This window comes from Leucobacter holotrichiae, from assembly GCF_055791005.1.
In genome coordinates this window covers 111179-124095 of sequence record NZ_JBVUAC010000003.1, presented here as the reverse complement: position 1 = coordinate 124095, position 12917 = coordinate 111179, and the positions used below count along the sequence as shown (strand labels likewise).

Annotated in this window: 10 protein-coding genes; 8 read left to right on the top strand and 2 right to left on the bottom strand. The window is 69.2% G+C overall.

Features of this window, described 5'->3' with window-relative positions:
• Positions 1–169 precede the first annotated feature (169 nt).
• From AC0KXF_RS05910 to proC, 7 genes are all read left to right on the top strand, one after another.
• A complete protein-coding gene (locus AC0KXF_RS05910) occupies positions 170–583 on the top strand; it encodes a carboxymuconolactone decarboxylase family protein (RefSeq protein WP_223042526.1) in 414 nt (137 codons plus the stop codon).
• A gap of 36 nt (positions 584–619) precedes the next feature.
• On the top strand, positions 620–1507 hold the full coding sequence (locus AC0KXF_RS05905; protein WP_223042525.1) for an NAD(P)-dependent oxidoreductase: 888 nt from the start codon (positions 620–622) through the stop codon (positions 1505–1507).
• A gap of 8 nt (positions 1508–1515) precedes the next feature.
• Positions 1516–2061, top strand: coding sequence for a TRAP transporter small permease (locus AC0KXF_RS05900; protein WP_223042524.1), 546 nt, complete (start codon positions 1516–1518; stop codon positions 2059–2061).
• Between the two features lie 39 nt (positions 2062–2100).
• On the top strand, positions 2101–3555 hold the full coding sequence (locus AC0KXF_RS05895; protein WP_473108290.1) for a TRAP transporter large permease: 1455 nt from the start codon (positions 2101–2103) through the stop codon (positions 3553–3555).
• Between the two features lie 118 nt (positions 3556–3673).
• Positions 3674–4834, top strand: a complete 1161-nt coding sequence (dctP, locus tag AC0KXF_RS05890) for a TRAP transporter substrate-binding protein DctP (RefSeq protein WP_473108289.1) — start codon at positions 3674–3676, stop codon at positions 4832–4834.
• A 35-nt stretch (positions 4835–4869) separates the two neighbouring features.
• A complete protein-coding gene (locus tag AC0KXF_RS05885) occupies positions 4870–6273 on the top strand; it encodes an aldehyde dehydrogenase family protein (RefSeq protein ID WP_473108288.1) in 1404 nt (467 codons plus the stop codon).
• Between the two features lie 73 nt (positions 6274–6346).
• Positions 6347–7198, top strand: coding sequence for a pyrroline-5-carboxylate reductase (gene proC / locus AC0KXF_RS05880; protein ID WP_255572558.1), 852 nt, complete (start codon positions 6347–6349; stop codon positions 7196–7198).
• Positions 7199–7315: 117 nt separating this feature from the next.
• Here proC and AC0KXF_RS05875 read toward each other — a convergent pair whose 3' ends face one another.
• On the bottom strand, positions 7316–8692 hold the full coding sequence (locus AC0KXF_RS05875) for an MFS transporter (RefSeq protein ID WP_473108287.1): 1377 nt from the start codon (positions 8690–8692) through the stop codon (positions 7316–7318).
• A 117-nt stretch (positions 8693–8809) separates the two neighbouring features.
• Positions 8810–9733, bottom strand: a complete 924-nt coding sequence (locus AC0KXF_RS05870) for a LysR substrate-binding domain-containing protein (protein WP_473108286.1) — start codon at positions 9731–9733, stop codon at positions 8810–8812.
• Positions 9734–9847: 114 nt separating this feature from the next.
• Here AC0KXF_RS05870 and AC0KXF_RS05865 point away from each other — a divergent pair, with 114 nt between their 5' ends.
• Positions 9848–12823 carry a cytochrome P450 gene (locus AC0KXF_RS05865; protein ID WP_473108285.1) on the top strand — a complete coding sequence of 992 codons (2976 nt, stop codon included), beginning with the start codon at positions 9848–9850 and terminating at the stop codon, positions 12821–12823.
• Positions 12824–12917: the final 94 nt, after the last annotated feature.

The window sequence follows — 12917 nt, the reverse complement described above, 5'->3', positions numbered from 1 at the left end:
TAGGCGCATCCGGGCGAGTCATCCATACGTGACGGGGGCAACCCTGCGGCGGCTGCGCGAACTGCCAGTTTGCGTGCGGCGTTGGACAACTTCAGGGCGCCGTCGCTCCGCCACACTGTGAGATGCACGCGGCGACGCGGTCGCGGAGGAATCTTCAAAGGAGCGGATTGTGATCCAAGACGAGCTGTACGAGGTCGGTCTGAACCAGCGGCGCACGATGTTCGGCCCGGAGGGGGCCGAGGGGCAGGTCGAGCACACCACGGACCTCAACGACAAGCTCCAGGATTTCGTCACCCGGTACTGCTTCGGCGATATCTGGCAGCGAGAGGGGCTGACGTATGCGGAGCGCAGCCGGGTCACATTCGCGATGCTCATCGCGCAAGGCAAATCCCACGAGCTCAGAGTGCACGCCCGAGGCGCGCTCGAGAACGGGGTCACCCCGCTCGAACTGCGCGAGGTGGTCATCCACTCGATCCTCTACTGCGGCATCCCCGCGGCGGTCGAGGGTCTGCGCGCGGTCGAGGAGATCCTCGCCGAGCGGGGGATCGTGCCGGAGTTCGACGGCGAGGCGGCCCGCCCCTGACGGGCGGCGGGCATGAGAGCTGAAAGGAACGACGATATGAACAATCAGATCACGCGGGTCGGCTTCATCGGCCTGGGCACGATGGGGGATCCGATGTCGAGCAACATCTCGGCATCGGGCGCGTTCGACCTCGCCCTCTTCGACGTGGATCAGGATCGGGCGCGGAAGCTCGCCGCCCGCATCGGTGCGACGGCGGTGTCGAGCGTCTCCGACCTCTCCGATCGCGAGGTCATCGTGATGATGCTGCCGACGAGCGCGATCGTGCGCCGGGCGCTCCTCGATGACGACGGAGCGCCGAGGATTCCCGCTCGGCCCGGAACCGTGTTCGTCGATATGAGCTCCTCGGATCCGACGGAGACGGTCGAGACCGGCGAGGCGCTGGAGAGGGCGGGGTATGCGATGGTCGACGCGCCGGTCTCCGGTGCGCGGGAGCGCGCGGTCGACGGCACGCTCTCGATCATGCTCGGGGCCGACGACGACGCCGCAGCCGAGCGTGCGATCCCGGTGATCGAGACCATGAGCTCCCGCATCTTCCGAACGGGCAGGCTGGGCACCGGGCACGCGATGAAGGCGCTCAACAACTTCGTCGCCGCTGCGGCGTTCACGGCCTCCTCAGAGGCGTTGATAGCGGGAAGCCGTTTCGGCCTCGATCCCTCGGTGATGGTCGACGTGTTCAACGCGTCCACGGGTCAGAGCTTCGTGACCACCCACGTGCTGCCCGAGCACGTCGTCGATGGCCGCTTTGCCAGCGGGTTCGCCCTGCCGCTGTTCACGAAGGATGTGCGGATCGCCCAGCGCGTGCAGCGGGCCGCCGGTCGCGAGGCTCCCGTCTGCGACGCGGTGACGGGCGCCATGGGTGAGGCGCTCGAGGCGCTCGGCGACGTTGACCACACCCGCGCCTTCGAGTTCTGGCGGGATCGGTAGGGCTCGGTATGGGAACCTCTGCGGAACCCGGCGGATCGGCTTTCGACCGCCTGTTGCAGCGGTGCAGCGCCGCGCTGGGCGTCGTCGCGGCGAGCGCGCTCGTCGTGCTCATGCTCGCGACCGTGATCGATGTGCTCGTGCGCAGCATCACGCGGGCGAGCTTGCCGGGGATGATGGAGATCGCGGAGACCGCGCTGGTCGCCTCCGTGTTCCTCGGTCTGGCATGGACCTCGATTCAGGGCGGTCACGTCGCTGTCACCGTCGTCACCGATCGTTTGAAGCCGGTGCCGGCTCGCGTCGTCTCGATGCTCGTCTGGGTGCTCAACACGGGCATTCTCGCTTGGACGACCGCCGCCCTGTTCCTGCGCGCCGCGCAGTCCACGAGCATGAGCGAGACCCGGTTCGGCCTCGTGCAGTGGCCGATCTGGCCCCTGCGCTGGATCATCGCCGTCGGCGTGCTGTTCTGGACGGTCGTCGCGATCGTCAACCTGGTGCGCGTGATCCGGGGGCGCACCGCTTACGGAGAAGAGACGGAGGTGGTGCTCGATGCGTAGGGATCGCACCCGCACCCTCCCGCTGATGGGAGGCCAGTCATGCTCGTCACGATGATCGTGCTCGCGGTGGTCGCCCTGCTGCTCGTGCTGCTCATGCTGCGCATGCCGGTCGCGCTCTCGCTCGCGCTGACGGGGGCGCTGGGCCTCGGGATCCTGCAGGGCACCGACTACACCACCAATGTGCTCGGCTCGGTACCGTTCAGCGCGACGGCGAGCTTCTCGCTGACCATCATCCCCATGTTCATCCTCATGGGCATGTTCGCCATGCGGGCGCGGATCGCGGAGCACGTGTTCGCGGTCGCCAACCACATGGTCAGCCGTTTCCCCGGGGGTCTCGGCGTCGCCACGGTGATGGCGTGCGCGGGGTTCTCGGCGGTTTCCGGTTCGAGTATCGGCACGGCCGCGACCATGTCGAAGCTGTCGGTCGGGCAGATGCGAGCCTACGGCTACCCGGCTGCGCTCGCGACGGGCATCGTCGCGATCGCGGGCACGCTCGGCGTCGTCATCCCGCCCAGCACATTCCTGGTGCTGTACGCGATCATGACGGGCGAATCGGTCGCGCAGATCCTCGCGGCCGGCATCATTCCCGGCGTGCTCTCCGCGCTCGGCTACATCGTGTACATCCTGGTGGTGGGGCACCGGCAGATCGTGCGCCCCGAGGCGACGCTCACCGAGGCTGTCGCGGTCGCGCACGCGGATGCGGCGGCGCAGCGCGGAGCGCGACCCGGAGCCGCCGAGCCGGCCGCGAGCATCTCCCAGCTGCCCCCGGGGACCCCCGACACCGAGGCCGTGCGACAGGTCTACGGGCGCACGCTGAGAGATCTGCCGTGGCGAGGCCTCGTGCGTCTGGGCGTGATCTTCTTGATCATCCTCGGCGGCATGTTCTCCGGGATATTCACCTCGACCGAATCAGCCGCCATCGCGGCATTCGTGGCGCTCGTGATCCTGCTCTGGGAATTCCGGCGCGAGGGCTGGAGCGTCGTGTGGGACAAGGTGAAGGGCGCCCTGCTCGACACGGCTCAGACGACGTCGATGGTCTTCATGATCCTGGTGGGCTCGAGCGTGTTCTCGACCTTCCTGATCGCGGCCCACGTGCCTGACACGGTCACGAACTGGGTGGCGGGGCTCGACGTGCCGCCGCTCCTCACGATCGGCCTGCTCCTGCTCCTCCTGCTGCCGCTCGGCACAGCGCTCGATGAGATCTCAGTGCTCATCATCACCATCCCGATCATCTACCCGATCGCGATGGAACTGGGGTTCGACGGGATCTGGCTCGGGCTCATGATCGTGAAGCTGACGGCGATCGGGATGGTGACCCCGCCGGTGGGCATGACCTGCTTCGTCGTATCCGGTGCCACCGGGGTGCGCACGGAGACCGTGTTCAAGGGCGTGCTGCCGCTCATGCTGATGGATCTCGTAGTCTCGGCGATCCTCTTCTTCGTGCCCGCGATCACCCTGTTCCTGCCCTCGCTCGTCGCGCAGGGGGCCGGCTGATCAGGCTTGCGCGAACGCCTCACCCGGCTGCGCCGTTCGCCAACGACAGCGCGGCCGGGCCGCTGAACAATGAAGCCAACCCCGCCCCACGCGGCGGAACACCCACGAAAGGACGATGATGTTCTCCACTCGACAGCACCCCAGGAGGCTCGTCCGAGCCGCCGGATCGATCGGCCTCATCGCGGTCGCGGGCCTCGTGCTCGCCGGCTGCTCGGGCATCAACAACGCGTCGCCGGGCGGCGACGGCGGCGATGGCGGCGGGGAGACCGTCACCTGGACGCTCGTGACGGGCGCTCAGGCCGACACCCCCAACGCGGCGGTGCAGAACTGGTTCCTCGACCGCGTCGAGGAGGTCACGGAGGGTCGCATCAACTTCGAGCGGACCGCCACCGAGGCGCTGTGCAAAGCGCCCGAAGTCGCCGACTGCGTACGCGACGGCCGGGCCCAGATCGGCGTGACCGTGCCCGACTACACGCCGCAGTACTTCCCGTCCACGAGCATGGTGAGCATCCCGTTCCTCAGCCAGAACGCTCAGGCGGCGATGCAGTCGATCTACGACCTGCACCGGGACTACGATCCGGCGAAGGCGATCATGGAGCGCAACGGCCTGCACCACGTCGCCACGTGGCCGGTGGGGCGCTTCCTGCTCGGCGGGCATGAACCGATCACGAACGTCTCCCAGTTCCAGGGAGCCCAGGTGAGAGTCTCGGGCCCGATCATCCAGCAGGCCGTCGGCGATGCGGGCGGGAACATCGTCGCGGTCACCGCTCCCGAGACCTACGAGGCGGTCGAACGGGGTGTCGTATCGATGATCGGCGGCGCCATCGACTTCCCCGTGAACTACGGACTCATGGAGCTGTTGCCCGACTGGACCGATCCCGGCGTCGGCCAGTACTCGACCTTCGGCATGTGGGTCAACGCCGATGCCTACGCCTCCCTGCCGGACGACCTCCGTGAGCAGTTCGATCAGGTGACCGACGAGCTCAACACAGGCGCGGGCATCGCGGCCTTCAACGAGGTCGCGGCGGGTCAGTGCCAGCAGATGAAGGATGCGCCGACGGTGAAGTCCCTGAACGCGTGGGAGGAGCAGGACACGCAGGCATGGAAGGACGCACTGGGCGACACGGGCAAGGAGATGTGGATCGACCTCGCCACGGAGCAGGGTCTCGACGACGCCGAGGGCGTGCTCGATGAGTACATCGACGGCCTCGAGACCTACGACGATGTCGCCTATGACGATGCGACGGCGGCCTGCGTGGCGTCGTTCGAGGACCGCTGACCGGTGCGCCGACAGAGCGAGAAGAGGAGCAGAGAATGACGGACAACGCATTGCTGAACGCGATCACGGTGGCGGAGACGGTCGGGCGCGCGATACCCGACGCCGCTTCGGGGGAGACGATCGGGTATGCGCCCGTGCACACGGTCGCCGATCTCGACGCTGCGGTGGAGACCGCGCGGGAGGCGCAGACGGGGTGGGCCGCGCTGGGCCATGACGAGCGCTCGCGGCTGCTGCGCGTCGCCGCCGACGAGATCGAGGCTCACGCCGAGGAACTCGCCCAGATCATCGCGCGAGAGCAGGGCAAACCGCTGAACGGCGCAGGCGCGCGGTTCGAAGCGGGCGGGTGCGCGGTGTGGGTGCGCAACGCGGCCGACACCGCGATCGAGCCCGAAGTGCTGTTCGAGGCTGAGGGGACACGGTCGGAGCTGCACTACGTGCCGCTCGGCGTCGTCGCCGCGATCGGCCCGTGGAACTGGCCGGCGCTGATCGGGATCTGGCAGATCGCGCCGTCGCTGCGGATGGGAAACGCCGTGGTGGTGAAGCCGAGCAGCTACACGCCGCTGAGCGTGCTCGCGGTGGTGGAGCTCATGAACCGTCATCTGCCGGCCGGAGTGCTGACCGTCGTGTCGGGCAACCGCGAGGTCGGGGCGCGCATCGCGAGCCATCCCGGGATCGACAAGGTCATGTTCACCGGCTCGACCGAGACCGGCCGTGAGATCGTGCGCAGTTCGGCCGACAACCTCGCGAGGCTGACGCTCGAACTCGGAGGCAACGATCCGGGGATCGTGCTGCCCGGCGCGGATGCGCGGGCGATCGCAGAGGGCCTGTTCTGGGGCATCTTCATCAACACGGGTCAGACCTGCGCGGCCCTCAAGCGCCTGTACGTGCACGACTCGGTGCATGACGACGTGGTCGCCGCGCTCGCGGAGATCGCGGATGCGGTGCCCATGGGGCCGGGCACGGAAGAGGGGAACCTGCTCGGCCCGCTGACGACGCCGCAGCAGTTCGAGATCGTGGGGCGCCTGGTCGACGACGCGCGTGCCCGGGGTGCGCGGATCGTGACCGGAGGCGAACCAGCCGCCGAACTCGGGGCGCAGTTCTACCGCACCACGATCGTGACCGACATCGAAGACGGTGCGGCGCTGGTCGACGAGGAGCAGTTCGGTCCGGTGATCCCGATCATCCGCTACACCGATCTCGAGGATGCGATCGCTCGGGCCAACGCCTCCGAGCAGGGCCTCGGCGCCTCGGTTTGGGGCGACCCCGACGAGGCCCGCAGGGTTGCGGAGCGGATCGAGGCGGGTACGGTGTGGATCAACCAGCACGGCACCCTCAACCCGATGGTGCCGTTCGGCGGGGTGAAGGCCTCGGGGTACGGGCTCGAGTTCGGAGCGCACGGACTCAAGGCCGTCGCCGCGCCGAAGGTCATCACGGTCTGAGCGACCGGGGCCGCGCGGAGAGACACCCACCGGCGGGCGTCTCCCCGCGCAGCCTCGCTCGTAGACTTGAACCATGCGCGAGACGACGAACGAAACCCTGCCCCGCACCGCCATGATCGGAGTCGGCTCGATGGGGGGCGCGATCCTCACCGGCCTGCGAGCGCCCGACGTGAGCATCGAACTGCCGATCGCGGTGACGACCCGATCGGCGGCGAGCGCCGCGGCATTCGACGACGCCGAAGACGTGGTCGCCTTCGCGGGAGAGAGCGATCCCGAGGCGAACCGCCGCGCAGTGCGCGGCGCGGGCCTCGTGATCCTCGCGGTGAAGCCGTGGATGATCTCGGACGCCGCGCGCGAGATCGCCGACGCGCTCGAGCCGGGCGCGATCGTGGTCAGCGTCGCGGCCGGGGTGCCGAGCAGCGCGATCGAGGCGGAACTGCCCGAGGGCGTCTCGGTGGTGCGGGCGATGCCGAACACGCCGTCGCACATCGGGCGGGGCGTGACGGGAATCGCGGGAGGCTCGTCGGCGAGCGATCAGGCGGTCGACACGGTGCGGCGCCTGTTCGAGACGGTCGGCTCGGTGCTCGTGGTGCGCGAGGACCAGATCAACGACGTCGCCGCGGTCTCGGGATCGGGGCCGGCCTATGTCTTCCTCTACGCCGAGCACATGACCGCCGCTGCTCGGCGGATGGGGTTCGACGCGGAGCAGGCGCGGCTGCTGGTGCAGCAGACGATCGCCGGCGCCGCCGAGCTGATGGTGCGCAGCGACGAGGAGCCCGAGCAGCTGCGACGCAATGTGACGAGCCCGAAGGGCACGACCGAGCAGGCGGTCGCGGTGCTGCAGGAGGCCGATTGGGGCGATCTGTTCGACCGGGCGCTCGCCGCGAACGTGCGCCGCTCCGAGGAGCTCGAGCGCGGCGAGTAGCGCCGACGCGGGAGCCTGCCCCGAGACCGACTATTTCAGCGAGATTGACTGTTTCAGGGCCCCTGAAACAGTCAATCTCGCTGAAAGCGTCGATCTCGACATCGGGTGCGGGCTCGGTCAGCCCTTGGTGCCGTAGATCGGCATCCTGGCCTGCTCCTCCTCGTTGTCGGGCCCGAGGGGGATGCCCATGCGATCCTTCACCAGCAGCGTCGAGATGAGCGCGAGCACCACGATCGTCGACAGGTAGATCTGCACCGACACCGTGGTACCGGTCGCCTGGACGAGCGCGGTGGCGATCATGGGCGCGAACGCCCCGCCCACGATCGCCCCGATCGCGTACGAGATCGACACGCCGGAGAAGCGGACCGAGGCGGGGAACAGTTCCGAGTACAGGGCGGCCTGGGGACCGTAGGTGAGACCGAGGCCCAGTGTCAGGAGCGCCAGCCCCAGGAACAGCATGCCGATGCTGCCGGTGTTCACGAGCGGGAACAGCGCCGCGATCCCGATCAGCAGCGCGACCCAGCCGATGATGTAGGTGGTGCGGCGGCCGATCTTGTCGCAGAGCCACCCGCCGACCCAGGTGAAGATCAGCCAGGTGGCGGCGGAGCCGGTGACCGCCAGTAGCACCGGCGCGGGCTCCATGCCGAGCGGACCCTCGGGGTCGGTCGCGTAGCGCTGGATGTACCCGCCCGTCGACATGTAGCCGACCGCATTGTTGCCGGCGAAGATGAGGGCGGCCAGGATGACGAGCGGGGTGTAGCGGCGGAAGAGCTTGCCGACCGGGTTCTTCGTCGCCTCCGCGCGCTCGGCGATCTCGGTGAAGACCGGGCTCTCCTCGACGCGGCGCCGGATGTAGAAGCCGATCAGGATCAGCACGAAGCTGAACAGGAAGGGGATGCGCCAGCCCCAGGAGAGGAAGAACTCCTGCCCGGGAAGTGCGACGAGCGCCATGACACCCGACGCGAGCAGCATGCCGAGAGGCACGCCGATCTGCGGGGAGCAGCCGTAGAGACCGCGCTTGGTCTTCGGCGCGTGCTCCACGGCCATCAGCACGGCGCCGCCCCACTCGCCGCCGGCCGAGACGCCCTGCAGCACGCGCAGCAGGATCAGCAGCACGGGAGCGGCTGCTCCGATGGTCGCGTATGTCGGCAGCAGGCCGACCAGCGTGGTCGCCGCACCCATCAGGATGAGAGTCCACATGAGTACGACGCGCCGGCCGTACTTGTCGCCGAAGTGACCGGCGAGGAACGCCCCGAGCGGACGGAACAGGAAGCTGATGCCGACGGTGAAGAACGACAGGATCTGCGCCATCCCCGCCCCGGCCGGCTCGAAGAAGAGCGCCGCGAAGACGAGGGCGGCTCCCTGCGCGTAGATGAAGAAGTCGTACCACTCGACGGTCGTGCCGACCACGGTGGCGAAGACGACGCGTCGTCTGTCGGTCTCTGTGGCGATCGTTCCTGTCGGTGTGAGACTCGATTCTGCGGACGTACTCATATCGATTCGACTCCTTCGTCTATCGTGATCGAGGGCAGGCTCTGAGAAGCGCGCTTGCCGAGCATGTTACTTGCCCGGAGGCCCCGACGGGCGACAGGGTGCTCGCTGGAGCTCTTCTCACGACGGCCAATCGACCCCTCGAGCGAACTCGATCAGCGCTCGGGTTCGCGCGGGCACCGGTCTGTCGACCGCCCAGACCATGTCGACCGCCACGGGTCGCACCTGCGGCACGATCGTCTTCGCCACCAGCGGCAACCCCTCGTAGCTGTTCGGATTCGCCACGCGGGAGACGAGGACGCCGTAGCCCAGGCCGCGTGCGACGAGTGTGCGCACCACCTCGTAGCTCGCGGTGCGGTGCCTGATGCGGGGGCGGAGGCCCCGCTCGGCGAACACCGAAAGGGTGTGCTCGCTGGATGGGGGCGCGTCGAGCAGGATGAGGTCGTCGCCGGCCAGATCCTCCAGTTGCACCGTCTCGCGCGCGGCCAGCGGGTGACCGGCGGCGAGCAGTGCGTGGGCCTGCAGTTCGTACAGTCTGGCGCGTTCGGTGTCGACCGGCACGAGCATGTCGTAGACGACCGCCACGTCGATGCGACCGGATGCGAGATCGTGGGCCAGACGGTCCTGCGTGGACTCCCGGATCGAAAGCTCGATGCCGGGGTGGAGCGCGGCGAAGTCCTGCAGCAGCGGGGGAAGGATCGTGGGGGCGAGGGTGGGGTAGCAGCCGAGCACGACGGGGCCCGAGAGCCGCCCCTCGCCTCCCACGGAGCGATGCAGCTCCTCGGCCTCTGCCAGCATCCGTCTGGCGTGCTGCACGAGTCGGCGGCCGGCCGGGGTGAGCGTGAGGCCGTGGGCGCGCCGACGCACGCAGAGCCGCTCGCGCATCGCCGATTCGAGTTCCGTGATGGCGTCGGACATGGCCGAGGGTGAGACCCGGAGCGTCTCCGCCGCGCCCGTGATGGTGCCCTCGTCGGCGGCCGCGACGAAGTACGCGAGCTGCCGCAGGGTGAACGACGGCAGCGGGGCGGAGGAGTTCGCGGGCATGCGGCAATTCTCACACGTATCCGAATAATCAATGCAGATAATTCCGTTTTTGTTTCGTTATTCACCGCGCGCATACTCGAAGACATACTGCAGTTCAGAACAACGAGGTGTGCAATGACGAGCAACGAGGCTCCGGTCGCCGACTGGGTCACCATTCCCGACCTCTACCGCGATCCCTTCCCGATCTACGAGCGGCTCCGCGCCGAGGGCGGCGTGCACTGGGTGCCGCAGGTCGGCCGTTACCTGATCACGTCCTACGAGGCGGTGCACGAGACCGAGCTCGATCAGCAGATCTTCTCGGCCGATGAGCAGGGGTCGCTGCAGATCCGGGCGATGGGCCACTCGATGCTGCGCCGGGACGATCCCGAGCACTACATCGAGCGGAAGGCCTGGCAGCCCGCGCTCCGGCCCGGCGCGGTGCAGCGCATCTGGAAGGCGAAGTTCCAGCGCAACGCCGAGCGCTACCTCGAAGAGCTCATCACGAAGGGGCCGGGAGCAGATCTGATCTGGGATTTCTCGGCGCCCTTCGCCGCCGAGAGCCTGCGCGAGCTCATCGGCCTGCACAACGCCACGCAGCAGGATCTGCAGCGCTGGTCGCAGACCATGATCGACGCGACCGGCAACTACGCCGACGATCCGGAGGTGTGGGCGCTCGGCAAGCAATCGTTCGACGAGGTCGATGCGGCGCTCGATGAGATGCTCGCGTGGCACGCCGCGAATCCGAACGAGTCGCTGCTGTCGCAGCTGCTGCAGATCCCCGACTACAAGATGCCGATCGAGCGGATCAGGGCCAACGTGAAGATGACGATCGGCGGCGGTCTCAACGAGCCGCGCGATGCGCTCGGCGTGGCGGCCTGGGCGCTGCTCACCCACCCCGAGCAGCGTGCCGCGGTCGAGCGGGAACCCTCGCTCTGGCAGGCCGTCTTCGACGAGACGATCCGCTGGGTCGCGCCGATCGGGCTGTACTCGCGCCAGGTCACGCGAGACACCGAGCTCGCGGGTGTGCGCCTTCCCGCCGGCGCCCGGCTGGGCATCTGCATCCTCTCCGCGAACCGCGACGAGCGAGTCTGGAACGATCCCGCGGCCTTCGATATCCGTCGCGAGGCGAAGCCCCACCTCGCCTTCGGCAAGGGGGTGCACGTCTGCCTCGGAGCCTGGGCCGCGCGGGCCGAGGTCGCCGAGGTGGCGCTCCCGCTGCTCTTCTCGTCGCTGGAGGGACTGTCGCTCATCGACGGGGATCCGGCGGAGATCGGCGGCTGGGTGTTCCGCGGCATGCTGAAGCTGCCCGTGACGTGGAGCGGGCGTCGATCAGGATCCGGAGTCTCCGACAGCCGGGCCGCCGAGGCGCGCACCGACGACGCCCTCGCGCCCCGCGTGGCGATCGTGGGATCCGGACCCGCCGGCAGCTTCACCGCGCAGGCTCTGCGGCGCACCTTCCCCGCTGCGCCGATCGAGGTGTTCGACGAACTGCCCACGCCCTACGGGCTCGTGCGCTACGGCGTGGCGGCCGACCACCAGGGCACGAAGGCGGTGGCCCGGCAGTTCGATCGGCTCTTCACAGAGGAGGGCGTGCGGTTCAGGGGCAACTGCCGCCTGGGAGTCGACTTCGCCCTCGAGGAGCTCGAGCGGGCCTACGACGTCGTGGTGCTCGCCACCGGTATGCACCGCGACGCCGAGCTGCCGGTGCCCGGTGCCTCGCTCCCCGGTGTGCGCGGTGCGGGCGCGGTCACGCGGTTCCTCAACACCCACCCCGACGAGCAGGCGCCGGAGCCGCTGGGGGAGAGCGTGGTCGTGGTCGGGCACGGCAACGTGGCGATGGACGTCGCCCGCCTCGTCGCTCGAGACGCCGCGGGCTTCGAGGGGTCCGACATCGACGATGCCGCCCACCGGCGCTTCACCGAGCGGGTGCGCACACTGCATCTCGTGGGCCGCAGCGCCCCCGCGTCGGCGAAGTTCGACCCCGTGATGGTGCGCGAACTGGCCGGGCTGCCCGGGGTGCGGCACGTCGTGCACGGCGCGGGAGAACTGCCCGACGACGGACGCGACGCGCGCATCGACGCGGTGCGGGCGCTCCTCGCGGATCCCGTCACCGACTCGCGCGTCACCCTGGAGTGGTGGTTCGGCCTCTCGCCCGAGCGGCTGGAAGGGATGGAGCGGGTCGAGGCCGCGGTGTTCAGCGGCGCGGAGGGGGAGGTGCGGATTCCCACCTCCGATGTGATCACCGCCGTCGGATTCGCCTCCGACACCGGCGCCCCCGTCGAACCGGGCGCCCACCCCGACGGCCGGGTGAAACCGGGCCTCTACACCGCGGGTTGGCTGCGCCGCGGGCCCCGCGGCACGATCCCGGATCAGCGGGCCGACGCACGGGACCTCGCGCTCATCGTTGCCGCGGACCTGCAATCGGGCGCCGTGACGGCCTCCGCACCCGGTTTGCCCTCGATCGACGGGGAGACCGACTTCGACGGCTGGCGCCGCATCGACCTGCGGGAGCGCCTCACCGCTGCCCCCGGCCGCGAGCGGGCGAAGCTGCAGAGTCGCGAAGCCCAGCTCGAGGCCGCGGGCGACGCGAGTCTCGAACTGCCGCCGCTCGACGCGGGCGGCGCCGCGGAGATCGGAGCGGAGGTGGCGACGACGATCCTCTTCGGCACCGAGTCGGGTGGTGCGGAGCTCGTGGCCGACGAGCTCTCGCGCCTCTTCGGGGATGCGGCGGATGTGCGGGTGCGGGACCTCGGAGACGTGCGCGCCGACGAACTCGATCCCGCGCGGATGCACCTCATCGTGTGCTCGACCTACGGAGACGGCGAGGTGCCGAGCTCGGCCCAGCCGTTCGTGCGCCGACTGCTCGAGGAGCGCCCCGACCTCGCGGGTGTGCGCTATGCGGTGTTCGGCATGGGCGACCGCAGCTACGAGCGCACCTACTCGCGCGGCAGCGAACTCGTCGACGAGGCGCTGCAGGCGTGCGGAGCCTCGCGGCTGGGGGAGTACGGCCGGCACGACGCAGGGGGGTCGATTCCCGCGGCGGAGGCGGCCCGCGACTGGGCGGCGGGCGTCTTCGCCGAGGTGGCGGCCGCCGCTGTCTCCCGCGCGTGAGGGGCCCTCGGGCCGGCGTCGGGCGGAAACGCGGAGTCTCAATCTGCTGTCTCACCCATCGGTGAAGCGGCAGATTGAGACTCCGCGTTCAAGC